Annotated in this window: 20 protein-coding genes; 12 read left to right on the top strand and 8 right to left on the bottom strand. The window is 73.8% G+C overall.

The annotated features are described in order from the left end of the window. Positions 1 to 83 precede the first annotated feature (83 nt). A complete protein-coding gene (locus IE329_RS33155) occupies positions 84 to 776 on the top strand; it encodes a helix-turn-helix transcriptional regulator (protein WP_190214741.1) in 693 nt (230 codons plus the stop codon). Positions 777 to 808: 32 nt separating this feature from the next. Continuing rightward, positions 809 to 1,351, top strand: a complete 543-nt coding sequence (locus IE329_RS33150) for a DUF3291 domain-containing protein (RefSeq protein ID WP_190214740.1) — start codon at positions 809 to 811, stop codon at positions 1,349 to 1,351. A 193-nt stretch (positions 1,352 to 1,544) separates the two neighbouring features. On the opposite strand, the gene IE329_RS33145 is transcribed toward IE329_RS33150, so the two are convergent. After that, positions 1,545 to 2,345, bottom strand: coding sequence for a LysR family transcriptional regulator (locus IE329_RS33145; protein ID WP_229927959.1), 801 nt, complete (start codon positions 2,343 to 2,345; stop codon positions 1,545 to 1,547). Positions 2,346 to 2,536: 191 nt separating this feature from the next. On the opposite strand from IE329_RS33145, the gene IE329_RS33140 reads away from it, so the two are divergent. The 4 genes from IE329_RS33140 to IE329_RS33125 all read left to right on the top strand — a co-directional run bounded on the left by IE329_RS33140 (position 2,537) and on the right by IE329_RS33125 (position 7,359). Next, positions 2,537 to 2,830: a DUF1330 domain-containing protein gene (locus IE329_RS33140; protein WP_190214772.1), complete on the top strand. Its 294-nt coding sequence runs from the start codon at positions 2,537 to 2,539 to the stop codon at positions 2,828 to 2,830. 361 nt (positions 2,831 to 3,191) lie between these two features. Then, positions 3,192 to 4,184: a helix-turn-helix domain-containing protein gene (locus IE329_RS33135; protein ID WP_190214771.1), complete on the top strand. Its 993-nt coding sequence runs from the start codon at positions 3,192 to 3,194 to the stop codon at positions 4,182 to 4,184. Positions 4,185 to 4,597: 413 nt separating this feature from the next. Further along, positions 4,598 to 6,412: a hypothetical protein gene (locus IE329_RS33130; RefSeq protein WP_190214739.1), complete on the top strand. Its 1,815-nt coding sequence runs from the start codon at positions 4,598 to 4,600 to the stop codon at positions 6,410 to 6,412. Between the two features lie 293 nt (positions 6,413 to 6,705). Next, positions 6,706 to 7,359 carry a GOLPH3/VPS74 family protein gene (locus IE329_RS33125; RefSeq protein ID WP_190214738.1) on the top strand — a complete coding sequence of 218 codons (654 nt, stop codon included), beginning with the start codon at positions 6,706 to 6,708 and terminating at the stop codon, positions 7,357 to 7,359. Between the two features lie 13 nt (positions 7,360 to 7,372). On the opposite strand, the gene IE329_RS33120 is transcribed toward IE329_RS33125, so the two are convergent. Then, positions 7,373 to 8,530: a glycosyltransferase family 2 protein gene (locus IE329_RS33120; RefSeq protein WP_190214737.1), complete on the bottom strand. Its 1,158-nt coding sequence runs from the start codon at positions 8,528 to 8,530 to the stop codon at positions 7,373 to 7,375. Positions 8,531 to 8,860: 330 nt separating this feature from the next. Continuing rightward, positions 8,861 to 9,484, bottom strand: coding sequence for a histidine phosphatase family protein (locus tag IE329_RS33115; protein WP_190214736.1), 624 nt, complete (start codon positions 9,482 to 9,484; stop codon positions 8,861 to 8,863). A 195-nt stretch (positions 9,485 to 9,679) separates the two neighbouring features. Between IE329_RS33115 and IE329_RS33110 the strand changes: the two genes are divergently transcribed. The 4 genes from IE329_RS33110 to IE329_RS33095 all read left to right on the top strand — a co-directional run bounded on the left by IE329_RS33110 (position 9,680) and on the right by IE329_RS33095 (position 12,346). Beyond that, positions 9,680 to 10,078 (top strand): hypothetical protein, encoded by a 399-nt coding sequence (locus IE329_RS33110; protein ID WP_190214735.1) that lies wholly within the window; start codon positions 9,680 to 9,682, stop codon positions 10,076 to 10,078. Between the two features lie 265 nt (positions 10,079 to 10,343). Further along, entirely contained in the window at positions 10,344 to 10,850 is a 507-nt protein-coding gene (locus IE329_RS33105; protein WP_190214734.1) for a cupin domain-containing protein, read from the top strand. 275 nt (positions 10,851 to 11,125) lie between these two features. Then, positions 11,126 to 11,479 carry a hypothetical protein gene (locus IE329_RS33100; protein WP_190214733.1) on the top strand — a complete coding sequence of 118 codons (354 nt, stop codon included), beginning with the start codon at positions 11,126 to 11,128 and terminating at the stop codon, positions 11,477 to 11,479. A 231-nt stretch (positions 11,480 to 11,710) separates the two neighbouring features. Then, complete coding sequence (locus tag IE329_RS33095) at positions 11,711 to 12,346, top strand: dihydrofolate reductase family protein (RefSeq protein WP_190214732.1); 636 nt, start codon at positions 11,711 to 11,713, stop codon at positions 12,344 to 12,346. Between the two features lie 105 nt (positions 12,347 to 12,451). On the opposite strand, the gene IE329_RS33090 is transcribed toward IE329_RS33095, so the two are convergent. Together IE329_RS33090 and IE329_RS33085 are read right to left on the bottom strand one after the other, a co-directional pair. After that, positions 12,452 to 12,820 carry a PH domain-containing protein gene (locus IE329_RS33090; RefSeq protein WP_190214731.1) on the bottom strand — a complete coding sequence of 123 codons (369 nt, stop codon included), beginning with the start codon at positions 12,818 to 12,820 and terminating at the stop codon, positions 12,452 to 12,454. Positions 12,821 to 13,030: 210 nt separating this feature from the next. Then, positions 13,031 to 13,471, bottom strand: coding sequence for a hypothetical protein (locus tag IE329_RS33085; RefSeq protein WP_190214730.1), 441 nt, complete (start codon positions 13,469 to 13,471; stop codon positions 13,031 to 13,033). Positions 13,472 to 13,685: 214 nt separating this feature from the next. Between IE329_RS33085 and IE329_RS33080 the strand changes: the two genes are divergently transcribed. Together IE329_RS33080 and IE329_RS33075 are read left to right on the top strand one after the other, a co-directional pair. Beyond that, a complete protein-coding gene (locus IE329_RS33080; RefSeq protein ID WP_190214729.1) occupies positions 13,686 to 14,423 on the top strand; it encodes a DUF6193 family natural product biosynthesis protein in 738 nt (245 codons plus the stop codon). Between the two features lie 129 nt (positions 14,424 to 14,552). Beyond that, on the top strand, positions 14,553 to 15,089 hold the full coding sequence (locus IE329_RS33075) for an SMI1/KNR4 family protein (RefSeq protein WP_190214728.1): 537 nt from the start codon (positions 14,553 to 14,555) through the stop codon (positions 15,087 to 15,089). 68 nt (positions 15,090 to 15,157) lie between these two features. Here IE329_RS33075 and IE329_RS33070 read toward each other — a convergent pair whose 3' ends face one another. The 3 genes from IE329_RS33070 to IE329_RS33060 all read right to left on the bottom strand — a co-directional run bounded on the left by IE329_RS33070 (position 15,158) and on the right by IE329_RS33060 (position 19,762). Further along, on the bottom strand, positions 15,158 to 15,433 hold the full coding sequence (locus IE329_RS33070; protein ID WP_190214727.1) for a hypothetical protein: 276 nt from the start codon (positions 15,431 to 15,433) through the stop codon (positions 15,158 to 15,160). 129 nt (positions 15,434 to 15,562) lie between these two features. After that, positions 15,563 to 16,117, bottom strand: coding sequence for a hypothetical protein (locus IE329_RS33065; RefSeq protein WP_190214726.1), 555 nt, complete (start codon positions 16,115 to 16,117; stop codon positions 15,563 to 15,565). Positions 16,118 to 16,489: 372 nt separating this feature from the next. Continuing rightward, entirely contained in the window at positions 16,490 to 19,762 is a 3,273-nt protein-coding gene (locus IE329_RS33060; protein WP_190214725.1) for a LamG-like jellyroll fold domain-containing protein, read from the bottom strand. Between the last annotated feature and the right edge of the window lie 805 nt (positions 19,763 to 20,567).

Below are 20,567 nucleotides of genomic sequence, written 5' to 3'. Positions count from 1 at the left end.
CGCCCGACGGGCCCCGGGAAGGCCATCCGGAAAGGCCATCCGCCCCTTCTATCTCCAACCTGCATTGTTCCTAGAATGGCCGGGTGAGGGATATCGATGCGATCGCGGCGTTGCAGGACCCGGTGCGGCGACGCCTGTACGAGTACGTGGTGGCGCAGGGCCGCGAGGTCGGCCGCAACGAGGCCGCCGAGGCGGCCGGGGTGGCGCGCACTCTTGCCGCGCACCACCTGGACCGGCTGACCGAGGCCGGGCTGCTGGCGAGCGGCAGCCGCCGGCTGTCGGGCCGCTCGGGGCCGGGGGCGGGCCGTCCGGCCAAGGTCTACACGCGGGCGGCGGGCGAACACTCGGTGTCGCTGCCCGCCCGTGACTACCGGACCGCCGCCGAACTGCTCGCCGAGGCCGCCGAGGAGGCCGGCCTGGACGCGGGGCTCTGCGCGGCGGCGCGCCGCCGGGGCGAGGCGCTGCGCGGTGCGGCCGCGCCCTGCGGGGGTCTCGACGAGGCCATGGAGGTGCTGGCCGCCCGCGGCTACGAACCGCACCTGGAAGGCGCCGGGCACGCCGAGGGGGCGGCCGGGGCGGCGGCCGCGGGCGTCGTCCGCATGCGCAACTGCCCCTTCCACGCCGTCGCCGAACGCTTCCCGCCGCTCGTCTGCGGCATGAACCTCGCGCTGCTGGAGGGGCTGCTGGGCATGGACGGTCCCGTCCGCGCGCGGATGGACGCCCGGCCGGGCGAGTGCTGCGTGGTCGTCGAAGCTTCTAAAAACAACGATGATTGACATAGAAAAGTCGGCCGTGCTGGAATGAGGCCATGACCTCATCCGGGCCTGCCGCCCACCTCGCCCAGCTCAACGTCGCCACCCTCCGGCACCCCCTGGACGACCCCCGCACCGCACCCTTCGTCGAGCTGCTCGGACCGGTCAACGCCGCCGCCGACGCCGCGCCCGGCTTCGTGTGGCGGCTCACGGAGGAGGGGGAGGGCGACGCCACCGGCCTGCGCCCGGCGGGCGAGGACGTCATCGTCAACCTGTCCGTGTGGGAGAGCCAGGAGGCCCTGTGGGACTTCACCTACCGCAGCGGGCACCTGGAGGTCGTCCGCCGGCGCCGCGACTGGTTCCACCGGCACGTCGAGGCGCACCTGGTCCTCTGGTGGGTCCCCGCCGGTCATCTCCCCACCGTCGGCGAGGCCCTGGAGCGACTGGCCGACCTTCAGCAGCACGGCCCCTCCCCGCGCGCCTTCACCTTCGCCTCCGCCCACACCGCCGCCGAGGCGCAGGCCGAGGCCGCCCAGCAGCCTCGGCCCCTGGCGCCGCTTGAGGCCGTGGCGCCGCTTGAGGCCGTGCCGCCGGCGTAGCCCCGGGGCGGGGCGCCCGGGGCGGGCGGGGCCCGGCGGTGCAGGCCCCAAGGCCCCGCGCGGCCGGGCCCGGTCCGCACCCCTGACGCACGTCAGCCCGGCAGCCAGTGCAGCTCGTGCGCCAGGGTTTTGGCGACGGCACGGATGCGGTGGTGCAGCGGCGACTGCTCGCGCGGGAGGACCAGGTGGATCGTCAGGCCGGGCGCGCCCCGCAGCGGTCGCCAGGTGAGGCCGGCCGTTGTGCCGTGACCGCGGCCTCTCCGGCCGGGGCGAGGGTGACCCCGTCGAGCAGGTCGCGCTGGGACATGTCGAACGAGACCGCGGGCGTGTGGAAGCGGGGTTGTGGCCGGGTGTCCTGGAACACTGCGGCCAGTTGATCGTGGATCACGGGGTTGGCCGCACGGTCCGGGAGCCGCAGCGGGTACGCGGCCGCGTCGGCGATCTCGATCTCCGGGTGTCCGGCCAGCGGATGGTGCCGCGCCAGCTGGACCCCGACGCGCGCACGCCGCAGCAGGAACCGGCGCACGCCACGGCCCGGTTGTTCACCGCGGGTGATCCCGGCATCGATGCGGCCGTCGGCGACCGCGGGGGAGATCTCCGGTGTCGCCATCGGGACCGCGTCGACCTTGAGTCCGCCGTTGTCGCGAATCAGCCTGTCCACCAGGGCCGGTGCCGTCTCGGACCCGGTGCTGAGGCTGTATCCGATGCGCAGCGTGCCCAGTTCACCGGCCGCCGCGCTCCGGGCGGTGTCCCATGCCCGGTCCAGCGCCGCCAGCGCGGGCGGCGCTGACTCCGCCAGAACCGCACCGGCCGTGGTCAGTACGACGCTCCGCGTGTTGCGGAGCAGCAGGGCCGTACCGAGTTCCGCCTCCAACCGGCGTATCCGGGCGCTGAGTGCGGGCTGGGCGATTCCGATCCGCGTGGCCGCGCGGGTGAAGTTCAACTCCTGTGCCAGCACCAGGAAGTACCGCAGGCTCACCGTGTCCGGCGCCATGCGCCCTCCCTCCCCGCCGATTGATAACGATCCGTTCTGAGTCTATGCCGTACCGGTCTTTCCCTAGAGGGCAAATCAGGCCCTAGCCTGCGCATATGACGATTCCCCCGGCCGCGTTGCCGATCGCCGGGTCGATCGATCCGGATGTCGACCCGACGTCGGACGTGTCCCGCCGAACACAGGAGATTTCCATGGCCAAGGGCTACTGGGTCAGTGTCTACCCCGCCGTGTCCGGCCCTGAGAGGCTGACTGCCTATGAGGAGCTGGCCGGTCCGGCCGTCCGGGCCGGGGGCGGGCGCCTCCTGTCCCGTGGCGGTCGGGTCGTCGCCCACGAGGCCGGAATCACGCAACGCGTCGTTCTGATCGAGTTCGACAGCTTTGAACAGGCCGTCGCGGCGTACGGGAGCGAGGCGTACCGGAAGGCGCTGGTGGCCCTCCCCGACGGCTTCGAGCGCGACTTCCGCATCGTCGAAGGCGTCGACTGACCGGCGGGCCGGCCGTCGCTGAGCATCCTCGTCGGCGGACAGTCCTCAAGGCCCCGCCATGACTCGCAGAGCTGCCCGATCGTGACCGGGTCCGGTTCGTCGGGGACGCCGTGGCGTTTCGTCGGCCCGGACCGGTTCGCCCCCGCCCCACGCAGTCACCTTCGCCGCCTCCCGCGCCACCGCCGAGTCCGCCCCGCAGCTTCAGGCCGTGCCGCCGACGTGGCCCGGTCCCCGCGGCGAGCGGGCGCAGGTCCGGCAGTCCCGGCGCCGGAGGTCCGGCGGCTCCGCACAGCCGGGCCGGTCCGCGACCCCTGACACGAACAGCCGACGGGAAAAGACACGGACCATGGAGGACACCGACATGCTGACAGCGCTGGGCCTGGACACGACGACGGAGGCGCTCTACCGGGCGATGCTCGCCCGGCCGCAGGACGGCGTCGCCGCGCTCGCGGCCGCACTCGGGCGGGGCGAGGACGACGTCCGCGCCGGCCTGGACACCCTGAGCGAACTCGCCCTCGCCCGGCCCTCCTACGAACAGAACGGGCAGTTGCGCGCGGTCTCCCCCGACATCGGGATGGAGATCCTGATGGCCCGCCAGCAGGCCGAGCTCGCCGCCCAGCAGCACCGCGTGGAGGCCTCGCGCGCGGCGGCCGCACAGCTCATCTCCGAGTACGCGGACCTGCGCCCGGCCACCGCCCACGCCGGTGTCGAGCACCTCGTCGGCATCGACCGGATCCGCGAACGCCTCACCCGGCTGACCCGCGACGTCCGCGAGGAGGTGATGAGCTTCAGCCCGGACGGCGCGCAGAGCACCGAGAACATGGAGGCCTCCCGCCCCCTGGACCTGCGCCTCCTGGAACGCGGCGTCCGGATGCGCACCCTCTACCTCGACAGCGTCCGCCACAACGCGCCCACCGTCGCCTACGCCGACTGGCTGGCCGAGCACGGCGGCGAGGTCCGCACCACCGCCACCCTGCCCACCCGCATGATCATCATCGACCGGACGAACGCCGTCATCCCGGTCAGCAGCGACGACACCGCCGCCGGCGCCGTCGTCCTCACCGGCCACGGCACCCTCAGTGCCCTGTGCGCCCTCTTCGACAGCGCCTGGGCCGCCGCCCGGCCCCTCGGCAGCACACCGCCGCGCGACACCAACGGCCTCACCCCCCAGGAACAGACCGTCATCCGCCTGCTCTCCGACGGCCACACCGACGAAGCGATCGCCAAACGCCTCGGCGTCTCCCCCCGCACCGCCCGCCGCACCGCCACCGACCTCATCGAACGGCTCGGCGCCCGCAGCCGCTTCCAGGCCGGCGTCAACGCCGCCCGGGCAGGCTGGCTCCCCGCCCGCTGAGCCCCCTCGCACCCCACACCCCCACACCCCCACACCCCCCACACCCCGCAGCGCCGTCCCGACTTCCTCCCGCACCGGAGCAGAAGACGGGACGGCGCTGCACGGCGTGCGGGCGCTCCGGGCCCGGCAGGACCGCCGGGTCCGCCGGGGCTGCCGGGCCCGCCGGGGCTGCCGGGACCGCCGCCGGACGGAACGGTCCAGGGCCGGTTCCGTCCCGCCCCGCACGCTTCCGCCCGCCCCGTGCGACGGCAAAGCTGACACCACAGCAAGGCGCAGCGCCGGGCGGGACGGCGGCCCGATCACCGGGTACGAGTCCGCGGCGCCGCCTTCCTGACCTCCCATCAGCTGCCGTCGGGGCCCCTCGCGTCCCCGGTGGCGCCCCGCCGCACGCGTCGACGAAGGACACCACTGTCATGACCAAGCGTCTGCACCGCACGATCGCCGCCCTCGCCGCCGGCACGGCCCTCACCGGGGCGTTGGCCCTGGGAGCCGTCCCGTCGTACGCCGCCGGGCAGCCCAACGTCTCCTGCGGGACGCTCACCGGCTCCGACAGCACGGCGGCCGCGAGCCTGAACCAGGTGCTCACCGGGAAGCTGCGCAACGGCGCGATGACCGCCTACCGGTTCTCCTGCGCCCGGGCGATCGTCGACGCCGTCCGTGCCCGTGGCCTGCCGGACCAGCTCGCGGTGATCGCCGTCACGACCGCCATCACGGAGTCGGTGCTGGAGAACAACCCCAACCAGATCGACCTGGACAGCGTCGGGCTGTTCCAGCAGCGCGCGAGCTGGGGCAGCACGTCCGACCGGCTCAACCCGGCGATCAGCACCAACCTGTTCCTCAACCGGCTGCTCAACCTGTACCCGAACAACGCGTGGCAGAACAAGCAGGTCGGCGTGGTGTGCCAGTCGGTCCAGGTGTCGAACTACCCGGACCGCTACCAGTTGGAGGCCGCCGACGCGCAGCGGATCGTCAACGCCGTCGGCGCCGCGTCCACCACGCCCCCGGACCCGCTCTCGCTGCCGGCCGGGACGCTGGTCAAGTCGGCCGCCGGGCCCGACGTGAAGGTGATGATCGCCGGCGCCGGGCTCCCGGTCGCGGCCTCCGACGTCACCGCCGACCACTACGACCTGAGCCGGATCGTGCTCGTCGACGACACCGCGTTCCGGTCGCTGCCCGGTGTGCCGCCGGCGGGCACCGTCGTCCTCGACCAGTCCGGCTCCGACGCGAGCCGGTACGTGGTCGTGGACGGTGCGGCGCTGCCGGTCTCCGGCTCGGACTGGACCGGTGACGGGTACAGCACCCGTCCGGCCCTCGGGGTGCCGACCTCCTGGCTGCAGGGTGCCCGGCAGGGCGTCCTCTCCTCCGGCCTGGTGGTGTCCGCCCAGTCCGGCAGCGACCCGAGCCGGTACGTGATGGTGGACGGTGCGGCGCTGCCGATCTCCGGCGCCGAGTGGACGGCGAACGGCTACGACTCGCGGCCGCTGATGGGCGTCCCCACCGACTGGCTGCACGCCGCCGCGGCCCGCACCCCCGGGTCCGGCACCGTCGTGAAGAACATCTCGGGGACCGACCCCAGCGTCTACGTGATGCTCGCCGGCGCCGCCCTGCCGATCTCAGGCGCCGAGTGGACCGCCAACGGCTACGACACCCGCCCGCTGATGGGCGTGCCCGGCACCTGGCTCCAGGGCGCCGTGGCGAAGTCCCCCGCCGACGGCACCGTGGTGATGAACCAGTCCGGTTCCGACCCGTCCCGGTACGTGATGGTCGCCGGCGCCGCCCTGCCGATCTCAGGCGCCGAGTGGACCGCCAACGGCTACGACACCCGCCCGCTGATGGGTGCGCCGGGCACCTGGCTCCAGGGCGCCGTGGCGAAGTCCCCCGCGAACGGCACCGTGGTCAAGAACATCTCCGGCACCGACCCGAGCGTCTACGTGATGGCGGGCGGCGCCGCCGTCCCGCTGTCCGGCGGGGACTTCACCGCGCTGGGCTACGACCAGCGGCCCCTGCAGAGCGTCCCCGGCACCTGGGAGCAGGCCGCCGTCGCGAGGCCCGCGCCCGCCCAGGGCACCCTGCTCCTGTCGCCCGACAACGCGACGGTCTGGCTGGTCACCGCGGCCGGCCAGAAGAAGGCCCTGACCGCAGCCGACTTCGGCCCCGGCAAGTACAGCCTCACGGACGTGGTGAAGGTCCCGACGGCGTACACCGCCAAGCTGCCCACCACTGCCTGAGCACCACCCTCCGGCCCGCACCGATCCCTCCGGACCTGCTGGCCCCGCTGGCCCTGCTGGCCCGCTGACCCTGTTGACCCCTCCAGCCCCCCTCGGGCCGCCCGGTGCACCTCTGCCGGGCGGCCCGCGCCCGTACCCCGCGGGCCGCGGCAGCCACCCGCGCCCCCGCCGGCAGGGGCCGGCGGCCGGACGGGAGGGCCGGCGGTGCCCGGCCGGTATACCCCTTCAGGTGGAGGGCCGGTTGGTCCCCCGGGTTGACGGCGGACACGAGGACGCGCCGTATCGTCGGTGGCATGAGCCGTGCACTGCATCTGGCCGCCTACCTGCTGGCCTTCGACACCCGGGCCCGGTCGCTGCAGGACCGCACCCGCGCCGGGTACCTGGTACGCGCCGCCGCCCTGGCCGAACTCGCCCACCGGGGGGCCGCCGCCGAGGACCCGGACGGCCGCGTGCGGGTCACCCTCGCGGACCCCACCGGCGACCGGGTCCTGGACGCGCTGCTCACCGAGCTGGGCGAGCGGCCCCGCACCTGGAAGTCGTGGATCAGGCGCGGCCGTGAGGACACGCTGGAGGCCGTCGAGGAGCAGCTCACCGTCCTCGGCGTCACGAGCAGCGCCGACCGCGACCCGCACGGCCCCGTCCAGCCGCACCGGACGGTGACGGTCGACGATCCGCGCGAGGCCCTGGACCTGCAGCTGCGGGTGGCCGGACTCGTCCGCGGCGACGCTCCCCTCGCGCAGGTGCCGTACGCCGACGCCGTCCTGGCCGCGCTGGCCGCCCACGGGCACCTGCGCCTCGTGCTCTCCCGCCACGACCGGAAGGCCCACGCCGGGCGGATCACCGGGCTCACCGGCCGGCTCACCGAGCAGGCGCCGGGCCTCGGCCGGGCCGTGACCCGGCTGAACCTGACCATGATCGCCGGCCAGGGCGGCATGGGCGGCGGTTAGGACCGAACCGCACTCACTCCGAAACGATCAGCTGGGGTGTCAGGCCGACGGGCCCGACGGGGTAGCGGGCGAGGATCTTCTTCCTGGCGTCGGCGGACGGCCGGTGGAAGTACACCAGCTCACGCGTCGTCCCGGCGCACTGCGCCGGCCCGGCCAGCACCGCCCGCTCCGTGTCGTCCAGGACCAGCAGATCGCGTTCGGCGGCCAGCCCGGGCAGCCGGGCGAGGACGTCCCGGGCATTGCCGTCGTCCACCTCCAGCAACGTGTACGAGGTCGGTTCGGGCAGGCGGCCGGCCAGCGCCCGCGCGGCGTACTCCATCCGGACCGTGCAGTCCAGCCAGCCGAGGCCGCGTTCCGCCTCCGCCGGGTCGAAGGCCCGGCAGATGACCTGCTGGATCGCCACATCGGCCGCCCCCGCGTGCCTGGCGACGAAATGGTCGAGGTTGGTGCGCCACTGGCCGAGCATCTCCGCCGTGACCTCGCGCCGCGTCTGGTAGGACAGCGCCTCCGGCTGGAACGCGAACGCCAGCCCCCGGCGCCGCAGCCGGTAGCCGAGCTCGGAGTCCTCCAGGCCCCAGCCCAGGAACCCCTCGTCGAAGCCCCCGACCGCGAGCAGGTGCTCGCGGCGCACCGACAGGTTGCAGGTGAACGCATAGTGCCAGCAGGTCTCCAGGTTGTCGAAGTTCTCCGAGAACTCGGCCAGCAGGAACTCCCGGCCGTCCCATCCGACGATCTCCGGCATCGCGTCGAGCGAGAACTCCCGTGCCAGGCGCTCGTCGTCGATCTCCCCCTCGGCCATGTCGCCCCGGGGACCGGCCACGACCAGGTCGGTGCGGAGCCGGTGGTACCGGGCGTGCGCGGCGAGGAAGCCGGGTTCGACGACCTGGTCGGCGTCGACCAGGACGACCACGTCGCCGGAGGCCGCGCGGATCCCGGCGTTGCGCGCCGCCGCCCGGCCGGAGGCCGAGGTCCGCGGCAGGAACAGGTACTCCAGGGGGTAGCGCGGCGCCAGTGCGGTGAGGAGTTCCCCGGTGCCGTCGTCGGAGCCGTCGTCCACCACGACGACTTCGAACGAGTCGCCGGCGTCGAGCTCGCAGAGGGCCAGGCACGACAGCAGTCGCCGCACCTGCGGGCCCGCGTTGTAGGACGGGACGACCACGCTGATGTTCATCGTGACCCGACCAGGCGTGCGCTCACTTCGACTCCCCGTCCCGGTGTTCCGCCGCGGCCGCATCCCGCTCACGCCAGCGTCCCACAGGGCCGGCGGGCCGGGCTAGGAGCCGGTTCGAGGTTCCGATCTCGGCGGGGCTCGGTTGTCGGCCTGCGTCCCTGGCGCGTTCTGACGCGACGGATGCCGTCGTGGCGGTTTCGCACCGGTGGCGGCCGCCGGGACGTGCCCGAGCGCTACGGGCCCTGGACCCCTGAACGGCGATGCCGCCGCCGGCCGTCGGCAGGCAGGTGTTCCTCCGGCGGATGGGCGGCGGCGGTGCGCCCGTCGGCCTCAGACGTGCAGCTCCTCCGGGAAGCCGGTCCAGCGGAGCCCGACGGGGAGGTGACCGGTGTCGTTGAAGAGAAGGACCGCCGGGGGCCGGTCGGGTGCGTAGCGGATGACCGTCAGGGCCGCGTTGGCGTGGTTGATGCCCAGCCACCGCCACTTCGGCGCGTCGAGGGCGGCCCGCACGAGCCAGCCGACGAGGAAGTTGTGGGTGACGACGAGTTCGTGGCGCGGCTCCTCGCCGGCCACGGGCCCGGTGAACTCCGCGAGTGCCGCCGCCGCGAGCCCCGGGCCCCGCTCGCGCTCCTCGGCCGTGAACCCGCCCAGGAACCCGAGCCAGGCGTCCGCCGCCACCGGCGGCAGCTCCTCACGTGCCGGCAGGTAGGGAAGGTAGTCGCCGGCCGCTTCGGAGCGATGCCGCGGGACGCCGGGCAGCCGTTCACCGGCCAGCCGGGCGGTCTGCTCGGCACGGGCGAGGGGCCCGTGGTGGATCGCCGCCAGCGGGACCGCGCGCAGTCGCTCCCCCAGCAGGACCGCCTGCCGGCGGCCCGCGTCCGTCAGTTCGCTCTCGTCCGGCGACGCCTCGCCGTGGCGGGCGAGATAGAGGTAGCGGGCGGCCGTCGCGGTCATGGGCGCATCCTTCAGCAGAGCCGGTCGTGCGGACTCGTGGGGGGACGCCGGGCCCCGCGGCCCGGTTCCACGAAGCGGCCGGCGGCGAGGCCCGCGGGCGGGCGCCGGGGGCTGGCCGATATCCCCTTGAGGCCGCCGCCGTCGGGCTGTTGACTGGACCGGCGGCACACGATCGACCCGAGGTGGAGGGAACCGGTGGAGGATCCGCAGTTCACCGTCCTGCTGACCGGCACCTCAGTCGGCGGGCCCGAGGCGCTCAGAGCAGTCGGCGAGGTCACCGGCCTGAGCCTGTGGCACAGCAAGCTGCTGCTGGGCGGCGCACCCGTCACCGTGCGCACGGACGAGCCGTTCGTCGACGCCGCCGCCGCGGCCCGGAAGCTGCGCCGGGCCGGCGTGCCGGCCGCCGTCCGGTGCACCTGGTGCGAGCGCACCCTGACCGACGACACCCCGGTGGACCCCGGCCCCTGCACATCCCTGTACTGGCCCACCCCCCACTGCCCGGCCAACTCCCTCACCACCTGCGACTGCGAGCAGTGCGCCACCTACGGCCCGCTCCCCGGCCACACCACCCGGCACGACAGCCGTCCCCGCTGAGCGCGGGCGGGCCGGACCAAGCACAACAGGCAGGTTGCCGGCGGGCCTCGGCCTCGGCCGGCGCCGGGCCGCGCCGGGCCGCCGTGCTGCCCCGGACCGCAGTGGCGCACCCGGAGCGGCGCCTTCCAGGTGATCGGCGACCCGGCAATTGACCCATGATTGTTCATCAGGATTGCACCATTTCATGGGTCTTTTCGCGGCATAGAGTGGTGGACACAAGGCCGGGAGGGAACGCCGGAACGGCCGATGACCAGGGGAGACCACCATGAGCACCGCCGCGCTGAAGCCCGTTCTGACCCGTGCCGCCGAGGCCGAGACGACCAGCGACCCGAGCAGCACGATGACCCTGCTGGCCGACTGCGGCACCGACGGCAGCCCGGTCACCAGCTACCGCTCGACCTTCGCCAAGGGCGCCGTCGGGGCCCCGGCCCACTTCCACACCAGGGCCTCGGAACTGTTCTTCGTCATCGGCGGCGCACTCCAGGTGCTGGTCGACGACGAGGTGAAGACCCTCAACGAGGGTGACTTCCTGCTCGTCCCGCCGCACACCCCGCACGCCTTCGCGGCGGCGCCCGGCTCCGAGGCCGACGTGCTGTTCACCTTCACCCCGGGCATGCCGCGCTTCGACTACCTGCGCCTGCTCGGCCGGGTCATGCGCGGCGAGGCCAGCCCGCAGGAGATCAAGGACTCCTCCGAGCAGTACGACAACCACTACGTCGACAGCCCGCTCTGGCGCGCCACCCTGGCCGGCCCGGAGGCCGCGGCCCGGTAGGCCGGGTAGGCCGGGGTAGGCCCGGCGGCCCCGGAGTGCCGCAGGGCGCAGCCGGTGGGTGGCGGGTGGCAGCCAGGGCCCGGGGCAGGACCCGGGCAGGGGGCCGGGCAGGACGCCTCGGGGCGGCCGCACCGGGCGGGCAGCCCGGCTGGTGAGTGTCCGTCATCGTGCTTCCAGCGAGCCGTCATCGAGGTGGTGCCCCCTCCGCGGGCTGCGGCATGAAGACCCCTCAGGAGGGCCGCGACCCCGTGGCCCACGCGAACGGGGGACGTCACGTGAAGCCCATCGGCAGAAGTCGCCGCACGACGGTCCTGGCCGGCCCGACCGCGGCCGGCACGCTCACCGTTGCCCTGACCGCCTGCAGCGACGGCGGGTCCGCGTCCGACAGCACGACCTCCACGGCCTTCACCACCCCGGCGGCCGTCCCGACCGCCCCCGCGGGCAGCGATCCCTTCACTGCGGCCCCCTCGGTCGCCAAGTGCTCCGACGGCTCGCTGCCCGGCGAGTTCACCAACGGCAGGTCCGCCGACTTCTGCATACCGGTGATGTCCCCCACGACCTCCAGGGTCACGGCCGTCGAATACTGGGACTCCCCCTGCACCCTCGGCAACGGCATCACCTGGAAGTGACCCTCCGGCACGGCTGTCGGCGAAGGCGGTCCCGGGGGCCGGGGCCGGGGCGGTAGGGCGGCGGCGGGGCCGGCCGCCCGGCTGCCGCGTGGAAGCGGGCCCCGGCCCGTGCTCGTGGCTGCGGGGCGGTGGCCGGTGCGTCGGGCGAGACTGGGTGGCGCGGAGCGACGGCTCCGCGGTTTCCGCGGTCCCGACGTCCTGGTCGGGCCGACCGATCAGCGGGAGTACGGCATGGGACTCATCCACATCGAGCTGTTCTCGACCCTCGATCTCGTCGCGCAGGCGCCGGGCGGGCCCGACGAGGACCCGGAGGGGTTCCCGTTCGGGGGTTGGCAGGTTCCGATGCTGGACGATTTCGCCGGGGAGCGGATCATCGCCTCGTACGAGGGCACGGACGCCCTCCTGCTCGGACGGCGGACGTACGACATCTTCGCCGCCTACTGGCCGGGTCAGCAGGAGGGGGAGATCGCCAGGCTGTTCAACAGCATCCCCAAGTACGTGGCCTCCCGGGGCAAGCCCGACCTGTCGTGGGCCGGGTCCACGCAGCTCGGCACGGACCTGGCCGGCGCGGTGCGCGAGGTCCGCGAGCGGCACGAGCACGTGAAGGTCGTCGGGAGTCTGAACCTGGTGCAGACGCTCCTGCGGGAGAAGCTCTTCGACCGCCTGAACCTCCTGGTTCACCCGATCGTGCTCGGTGTCGGGAAGAAGGTGTTCGACGGCGGCGCGGTGCCCACCAACCTCACGCTCCTGGAGGCACCGGTGGCCGGCCCGAAGGGGTCCGTGCACCTGCGCTACGGGCTGGCCGGGGGCACGCCCGGGACCGGGGACATGACCGCGCCCGACCGGGGCCTCGGGCACACCGGCTGAACCCGCCCCCGGCGAGGTGCCCGCGCCCGGCCCCGGTCCCGCCGGCCGGGCCGGCGCCGGCACCGTCGTCGCACAAGGCCGCCCGGGCCCGGGCGGCCCGGCGGGCTACTTCACGGCCACGTACTGGGTCAGCAGGGCCTGCACCTCGTAGATGTCGACGCCCTTGGTGAAGGTCTTCTGGATCGGCAGCGGATTGCCGGAGACCCAGATCTTCAGCTCGGCGTCGAGGTCGAAGCTGCCGGCCGTCTCGACCGCGAAGTGCGTGATGCTCTTGTAGGGAATCGAGTGGTACTCGGTCTTCTTGCCGGTGATGCCCTGCTTGTCGACCAGGATCAGCCGGCGGTCGGTGAACATGAACGTGTCGCGGATCAGCTGGTACGCCGCGTGCACCTGCTCGTCGTTCCCGAACAGCTTGGCGAACTCCTGCCGGGCCGCCGCCGGGTCCACCTGGTGCGCGTTGCCGAAGAGTGCCACGTCTCGTTCCTCCCGTTGTGCTCCCGCCCGAACGGCCGGGGAGCAAGGAGCGAAAGTCTGCCACGGGCCTGTTCCGGCCCCTGACCCGGTGATGGGTCATGACGCACCCGGCAGCGGCCGGGGACGGCGGAACGCGCAACGCCCGGCGGCGCCGTCCCGCCCGCATGCGCCGGCTCGGGGCCGGCGCGGGTACGCGCAGGTGATCCCCGGTCAGCGGCGGCCGGTGGCCAGGACGACGAGGAACTGGCCGCCGCCCGCCTCGACGTCGGCGGTCACCGGCAGCCCGGGCACCAGCCGGGAGAACCGGTCCACCAGCCAGTCCGCCGTCTCCTGGGCGTCCTTCCTGGTCGGGCACCGGCCCACCATCTCGCGGCCCCCCTTGCGCTCCAGCCGCCCGGCCACGGTGATCAGCGGCGCGGGTTCGGCCACGTACAGGCGCTCCGGCCAGGCGATGACCACCTTGACCGCACCCTTGCGGCTGTTGCACCCGCGGTGCGCCAGCCGCTCGGCGACCTTGGCCTTCCGGTCCGCGGTGCGGCTGTCGACGCTGGGCCCCCGCGCGTCGTTCACCGACTTGTCGGGGTCGACCGGTTCGTCGCACACCCAGCAGCGCCAGCCGTCGCGCTCGGCCACATCATCAAGAAGACTCACCCGAGCAAAGTAGCCTGCCCGGCCACCACCTGGCACATCAGGGCCTCGGCAGCCAGGACCGGCGCGGCGGGGAGCGGCGCAGCGAGGAGCGGCGCAGCGAGGGCGGTCACCACCCCGGGCGGACCGGGCGGACCGGACGGGCCGGGCGTCAGGACGTCAGGGGTGTCAGGACCTCAGGAACCGCCGGCCGGGAGCCGGGGAGCAGACTGTAGCCATGACCTCCTTGCCGCCGGACCGGTCGCCGGCCCCTGCTGCCCTCCCTCCTGCCCTTCCTGGTCCCGCTGCCGGCAGCACCACCCTCGCGGCCGGACTGCGACGTACGGCGGCAGAACTGGGCCTCGACCTGCCCGCCCTGGAGGAGAAGTGGGAGCGCCAGGTCGAGTTCCACGACGACGGCGGCGGCCGCCTGGTGACCGTGTTCGCCCTGCCCGAGGAGACCGGCTTCCGGGTGCGCTGCCGCGCGCGAGGCGCCTGGCTGGCCGGCGGCGTCACCGCGGACCTGGCCGCCGTCGCCTGGGCCGTGGCAGCCTGGACGGGCGGCTGCGGTCTCGAAGGCACCCGGGAAACGGCCCCGTTCATCCGGTTCAGGCCCTGGGCCCTCGACCACGAACGTGAGCCGTTCGACCAGGTAGAGCTCGCCTGGAGGCACCTCATCGACAGCTTCCACACATCTCCGGGAGACCGCCACCCCCACGTTCTCGCGCTCCTGGAGGCAGCTCACGCCCAGCCCGCCCTGCGCCGGCTGAGGCCGGTCACCAGCCACTTCGTCCTCTGGTTCTCCACCCGCGCCACCTTCCCCTACACACGCGCCGGGTACTCCATCGACCCGCACCACACCGGGTGGTACCTCGTACGGGACAAGGGAGAGCTCATCGCCCGCACCGCCACCCCCGAGGAGGCCGTCCTCCTCACCGTGGCCGCCCTCCCCGAGAACACCGGCCCCGCACACTGACCGAACCGGCCACCGGGCGGTGACGGACGGGCCCTGGCGGTGGGCGGTGCTGCCCTGCGGCGCCGGTCGCGGCGAGGTCCTGGCAGACCGGCCCGGGGCCCGGGGTGGGGGGTCAATACACTCCCCGGCATGACGACGATCGACGATCTGATCCGCCTGGTGGAGCCGCCCGCGCACCCGGTCCACGGGAGCGGCGACTGGGCGGAGGCCGAAGCCGCCCTCGGGCTTGGGCTGCCCGCGGACTTCAAGGCCCTGGTCGAGCGCTACGGATTCGGTCAGTTCGTCGGCTTCATCAGCCCGTTGACGCCTTTCGGCGGTCGCAATCTGCTGGTCGAGCAGGCCCAGGGGCTGCTCGACGGCGAACGGTCGTTCCGGCGGAGGAACCCGGAGAAGTGCCCGTACCCGTTCCACCCGGAGCCCGGCGGGCTTCTGCCGTGGGCCGGCGTCGACAGTGGGGCCCGGCTCTGCTGGCTCACCGACGGTGAACCGGACAGCTGGACCGTCGTCGCCTGGAGTCCGCGCAGCTGGTACTACGAGGCTCACGACGTGGGTGCGGTCGGGTTCCTCCACGGCCTGCTGAGCGGGCGGACCACCACCGAGGCCTTCTCCCTTGAGGACGAGGACGAGCAGCTGCCGCCGCCGTTCTTCGAGCCGGCCCGGCGGTAGGCGGCCGGGGCGTGCGCGGCTGCCCTACGGTCGGGGCCCCCGCTGTGCGCGGGGGCGGGCGCGGTGCTTCAGGCGGGCGGCCGGGAGGGGGGCTCGGGTGCCGGGTGGTGGTCCGTCAGGCTGTGGCGGCCCTTCAGGCGGCCGGCCGCCGCCGCCCGGCGCAGCAGCAGGCGGCCCACGACGTCGCAGAGCAGGCCCGTGAGCGCGATGGCGAACGCGGTTCCGAGGACGATGTGGTGGGTGCGGGAGCCGGGGCCGAGGGCCATGAGGCCGGTCAGGAGGGTCAGGGCGACCTCCCAGGTGGCCGAGTCCGTCCGGCGGCCGGACCGCTTGCGGTTGAACATCCCACGCCTCCTGCCGGGCTGGTCGCGGTGCACGCCCGGCCGGACCCTGTCGGCGGCCGGGGACATCGGGGCGGTGCGGTGCGGTCCGGGGCGGGGTCGCCGGAGCGGGCTCGGCCCGCCGAGGCGGTGTCAGCCGGACGGCCGCGCGGAAGCGGTGGGTACCGGGCCGAGGGTGATCGCAGGAGGCAGGGTGGCGCATCCCATGTAGGTGGGGTACTGGAACGGGGGGCAGCTGGCCGGCAGCGTCGGCAGGACCGGCACCGGTCTCGGCGGCGGGCTGGGGTAGGCGGGTGCCTTGGTGGGTGGCGCCTTGGTGGGTGCGGGGGCGGCCGGCCTGGTGGCGGCCGTCGTCCTGCTGGGTGAGGGGCCTGCCGCCGGTGCCGCGGCGGCGGTGGGTGCCGGGTCGTCCGCCGGTGTGGGGGCCGCGGTGGGTGCCGGGGCCGCGGCCGGCGGCGCCGGTTCGGTGGGGGTGGGGCTCGTCGGGTCCGGTGCGCCGGGGGTCGGGCTGGGCGAGGGGCCCGGGCCGGTCCCGGAGCCGACCGGTGCGGGGCCGTCCGGGCCCGACAGGAGCAGGGCGCCGCCGGCCAGGCCGAGCAGGAGCAGCCCGCCCGCGATGCCCAGGGTGAGCTTGCGGCGGCTCGGCGCCCTCATGTCCTGCCGGTCGTCGTCCGTGCTGTCGTGCATCCGGGGCCCGCCTTGTTCGATCTTCCGTCTGGACCGGGCGGATGCTAGCAGCGGGCTCGCTGCGGAACGGCGGGCGGGCGCCGAGCTGCCACGGCCCGCCCGGGCCGGGGAGGGCGGGCCGGCCCGGTGCCGGGCCGGCCGGCCTCACCTGCACATGGGCTGACATGGCTGCCTGGGCCGACGGCACAGCGGCAACGGCACGGCGGCAGCGGCCCGGCGGCCGACCGCCGGCGCCGCCCCCGGCGGGAGGGAAGTCCTCCCGCCGGGGGCGGCGCGGTCAGTGCGGCACCGGGTGGTGCAGTGCGGTGCCAGATGATGCGATGCGGTGCCAGATGGTGCGGTGCGAGATGGTGCGGTGCGGGCCGCCGGGCGTTAGGCGGGCTGCTCGGCGGTGTGCAGGGTGCTCACCTCCGCGGCGGTGAGGGCCTTGTCGTAGGCGTGGACCTGGTCGATCGAGCCGTTCCAGAAGTCCACGTTGCCGCCGTTCCACTTGGCGCGGCCGAGGCTGAGCGGGCCGGTGGAGACGTCGGCCGACGTGGAGGGGACGGTGGCGGCGAGGGTGCCGTCGACGTACAGGGAGATGGTGCCGGCCGCCGCGTCGTGGACGCCGACCAGGTGGTACCAGTGGCCGAGCTGCGGGGTGATCGGCAGCCGGGCCCGGACGCCGCCGGGGACGCTGAAGGCGAAGGCGCCCTGGCCGTACTGCAGGTAGAAGGGGTTCTCGGTGCGGCGGCCGTCCTGGCTGGCCACGGTGGCGTAGTTGCCGGGCAGGGCGTCCAGGGTGGCCCAGGCGGAGATCGAGTAGTTGCCGGTGGTGTCGAGGACGGGCCCGGCGGTCTGGGCGTACTGGGCCTGGCCGTCGAACTTCAGGGCGCTGCCGCTGACGCCGGGGGTCCAGGTGGTGCCGGCGGTCAGGGTGAGCGGGGCCTTGTTGGGGCCCTGGTCGGCGGCGGTGGTGCCGGTGCCCTCGTCGAGCGGCCAGGAGGCGCCGCCCTTGAGCTCGGAGCGGGCGCCGGCGGCGGCGCCGGCCGCGATGACCTTGAGGTTGATCGCGCGGACCTGGGCCGGGTCGACCTTGATCTGGCGGCGGTCGTACGTCCAGAGGCCGTTCAGCTCGTTCTCCAGGTCGGTGACCTGGGTGTAGACGGAGCCGGAGAGTTCGGCGCCGGCGGCGGCGAGGTAGAACGTCTCGGTGTTCTCGACGTACTTCCGGGTGAGGGCGGCCTTGTCGGTCACGCCGCTGTAGATGACGGTCGGGGCGCCGGGCCACATGTGGCCGGGGGCGCGGAGGGTGAAGCCGCCGTGCTCGCCGTCCATGGCGGCGCGCTTGCTGTCCGGGAACGCCGGGTCGTTGTTGCCGTAGTCGTGGTGGTCGATGATGTCGCCCTTGCCGGAGTCACCCTTGGAGGCGCAGCAGTTGACGCCGCTGTGGGCGTTGACGATGCGGGAGGGGTCGGCGGCCTTGACGGCCTCGGTGAGCTTGCCGGTCTCCTCGCGGTTCCACTCGCCCCAGCCCTCGTTGAAGACGATCCAGCCGATCAGGGACGGGGAGTTGTGGAGGAGCTTCATCTCGGCCATGCCCTCGGCGACGAACTCCTGCTGTCCGGCGGGGGTGCTGAAGTCGCCGGAGACGAAGTCCTGCCAGACGAGCAGGCCCAGCTTGTCGGCCTGGTAGTACCAGCGCGGCGACTCGACCTTGATGTGCTTGCGGACGGCGTTGAAGCCGAGGTCCTTCTGCGCCTTGAGGTCGAAGGTGATGGCGGCGTCGGTGGGTGCGGTGTAGAGGCCGTCCGGCCAGAAGCCCTGGTCGAGTTCGGCGAGTGAGAAGATCGGCTTCCCGTTGAGGACGATCTTCTGGTAGCCGCCGACGTCCTGGATGGCGACCTTGCGCATGCCGAAGTAGCTCTTGACGGTGTCGGTCTGCTTGCCGCTGGTCAGGGTGACCTTGAGGTCGTAGAGGTACGGGTCGTCGGGCGTCCACAGGTGCTGGTTGCTCACCGGCAGGTGGAGCAGGGTGTTGGCGGGGCCGCTGACGGAGCCGACGACGTTTCCGGCGGTGTCCTTGGCGACGGCCTTGACGAGGGTGCCGGCCGGGGCGCCTGGGGAGTTGACGGTGACGGCGAGGGTGCCGGTGTCGATGTCGGGGGTGGTGGTGACGCTGTCGACGGAGGTGGCCGCGACGGGTTCCATCCAGACGGTCTGCCAGATGCCGGACGACTGGGTGTAGACGATGCCGCCGGGGTTGGCGGACTGCTTGCCGAGGGGCTGGTTGGCGCCGGCGGTGTCGGTGACCGCGACGACGATCTCCTGAGGGCCGGTGCCCTTGAGGGCGTCGGTGATGTCGGCGGAAAAGCCGGTGTAGCCGCCGGTGTGCTCGGCGACCTTGGTGCCGTTGACCCAGACGGTGGCCTGGTTGTCGACGGCGCCGAAGTTCAGCTTGAGGCGCTGGCCGGAGCCGATCTTCCAGCCCTTGGGGACGGTGACGGTGCGGCGGTAGAACATGTGGTCCTCGTGCCGCTCCAGGCCGGAGAGCATCGACTCGACCGGGTACGGCACGATGATCTTCTCGCCGAGGTCCTTGCCGAAGACGGGCTGCTCGCCCGCGGCGGCGCCGGCGAACTGCCAGGGGCCGTTGAGGTTCAGCCAGTCGTCGCGCACCTGCTGGGGGCGGGGGTACTCGGGCAGCGGGTGGTTCTTGTCGACCTTGTCGGTCCACGGGGTGGTGAGGCGGTGCTCGGAGGCGTTGGCGGCGGTGCGGGCGATCTCGGGGACGTTCTGGCCGGCGGAGGTCAGGCCGCCCTTGCCGTCGTAGCGGACCCGGACCTGCTGGCCCTTCTGGATCGGTTCGGAGAGCTTGACGATCACCGAGCGCTTGTCGTCGGAGGCGGTGGTGACCGCCTTGACGGGCATCGGCGTGGTGTCGGACTCGACCGTCAGGTGGCCGGCGACGCCTGCCACGCCGGCGACCTTGCCGTCGAAGGTGGCCTGGACCTTGAGGCCGTCCTCGGCGACGGACAGGGCGACCGGGTAGACGCTGAACCCGGCGGGCGGGGTGAAGGCGCTCTCCGGCACCAGTTGCTTGGGCATCTCCGGGCTGGACCAGCGCAGGTACATGTTGGCGCCGCCGACGTCCTGGAACATCTCCAGGCGGAAGTCGTGCCGTTCGCCGGCCTTGAGGTGGAGGACGGCGCTGGTCTGCTCGCGGTCCCAGTCGGGCACCCAGTGGTCGATGACGGGCGCGCCGTCGACGAAGAGCCGGAAGCCGTTGTCGCCGATGGCGTAGAAGGTGTAGTCGCCGTCGGCGGGGGCCTCGATCTGGCCGGTCCAGCGGGCGGTGGTGTTCTCCTGGCGGCCGGTCGTCTCCTGGAAGGTGGAGGCCAGGCCGGGGAGGTTGATCTGCGGGTCGAGCGCGACGCCGCCGAGCTCGGCGAAGTCACGGGCGCCCGGGGCCGACATCCGGTAGTACTCGCCCTTCAGGCCGTGCACCTGGGTGGCGGGGTCGGCGGCGGCGAAGGTCGCGGTGCTGTCGGAGGGTTCGGCGGCCGAGGCGGCGGGGACGAGACCGGCGACGGGCAGCGAGAGGGTCGCTGCCAGCAGCAGCGCCCACATCCTGCGTGGGTGTCGGGTGGCCGGCTGTCGTGTCATGCGGTGGCTCCTCACACGGGGGGACGGAGGGTGGTGGGGCACCCCTCGGAGGCGGCGGTCCGCCCGTCCGGGGGACGTGGGGGTGCGGGTGGGCCGCACCGGCGTGCGCCCGGGCGGCGGGGTGCCCGCCGTGCGACCGGGGCGCGGTGGTGCCGGCGGGGGACGTGCCGGGTGGGTGCCGCGGGGTGACGCGGCGGGTGACGGCGGCTCGGCCGGGTGGAGGCCGGGGTCGAAGGAGACGCTCTTCCAACGTTGGAAACGTTGCTGCCAACGGCATAAGAGCACGCGTCAGGAGTCGTGTCCAGAGGTCCGGCGCAGTTCGCCCGAAACCGGCACCGCCGCACCGGCGCCGTCCCGCCCCCGGTCCCACAGTGCTGGACCAGCGCTTACGCGGCGCCCGGACGGCCGTGCGCGGTGGTGTCCGCGAAGGTCTCCACGGGGCCGCCCAGGTCACGGTAAGGAAATGTTCCGGAAACCGGGAGAGCGATCTCTTGGCGCGCCCGCTTCCGATGTGTATAACGTTGTAAACGCCAGCGACCCGGCCCCCCGGGATCGCCCGGCGGCGCTCGGAGTCACCCGAACACGCACGTCCGCCGGCCTCGGCACAGGTCGACCATGTGTCACCCGACGTACCCGCAGCCGCCCGGAGCCGCCGGCCGGCACCGGAGCCGGCTCCGGACCTTCAGGACCGAAACCCCCGACGGCCCCCACCGCCGCCCTCAAGGAGTGTCGTGAGCATGACCATTCGCAGATCCCGTACCCTCACCGCCGCCTGCCTGCTCACCGTGGCGGCCACCCTGGCCGC

This window comes from Kitasatospora indigofera (genome assembly GCF_014655955.1).
Lineage (GTDB): Bacteria > Actinomycetota > Actinomycetes > Streptomycetales > Streptomycetaceae > Kitasatospora > Kitasatospora indigofera.
The sequence above is the reverse complement of the archived record's forward strand: the minus strand, read 5'-3'. Positions and strand labels throughout refer to the sequence as shown.

Coding starts and splice junctions, on each gene's coding strand:
- IE329_RS33150 (WP_190214740.1), top strand. CDS start 809: ATGACCTCATCCGGGCCTGCCGCCCACCTCGCCCAGCTCAACGTCGCC.
- IE329_RS33145 (WP_229927959.1), bottom strand. CDS start 2,345: ATGGCGCCGGACACGGTGAGCCTGCGGTACTTCCTGGTGCTGGCACAG.
- IE329_RS33140 (WP_190214772.1), top strand. CDS start 2,537: ATGGCCAAGGGCTACTGGGTCAGTGTCTACCCCGCCGTGTCCGGCCCT.
- IE329_RS33135 (WP_190214771.1), top strand. CDS start 3,192: ATGCTGACAGCGCTGGGCCTGGACACGACGACGGAGGCGCTCTACCGG.
- IE329_RS33130 (WP_190214739.1), top strand. CDS start 4,598: ATGACCAAGCGTCTGCACCGCACGATCGCCGCCCTCGCCGCCGGCACG.
- IE329_RS33125 (WP_190214738.1), top strand. CDS start 6,706: ATGAGCCGTGCACTGCATCTGGCCGCCTACCTGCTGGCCTTCGACACC.
- IE329_RS33120 (WP_190214737.1), bottom strand. CDS start 8,530: ATGAACATCAGCGTGGTCGTCCCGTCCTACAACGCGGGCCCGCAGGTG.
- IE329_RS33115 (WP_190214736.1), bottom strand. CDS start 9,484: ATGACCGCGACGGCCGCCCGCTACCTCTATCTCGCCCGCCACGGCGAG.
- IE329_RS33105 (WP_190214734.1), top strand. CDS start 10,344: ATGAGCACCGCCGCGCTGAAGCCCGTTCTGACCCGTGCCGCCGAGGCC.
- IE329_RS33095 (WP_190214732.1), top strand. CDS start 11,711: ATGGGACTCATCCACATCGAGCTGTTCTCGACCCTCGATCTCGTCGCG.
- IE329_RS33080 (WP_190214729.1), top strand. CDS start 13,686: ATGACCTCCTTGCCGCCGGACCGGTCGCCGGCCCCTGCTGCCCTCCCT.
- IE329_RS33075 (WP_190214728.1), top strand. CDS start 14,553: ATGACGACGATCGACGATCTGATCCGCCTGGTGGAGCCGCCCGCGCAC.
- IE329_RS33070 (WP_190214727.1), bottom strand. CDS start 15,433: ATGTTCAACCGCAAGCGGTCCGGCCGCCGGACGGACTCGGCCACCTGG.
- IE329_RS33065 (WP_190214726.1), bottom strand. CDS start 16,117: ATGCACGACAGCACGGACGACGACCGGCAGGACATGAGGGCGCCGAGC.
- IE329_RS33060 (WP_190214725.1), bottom strand. CDS start 19,762: ATGACACGACAGCCGGCCACCCGACACCCACGCAGGATGTGGGCGCTG.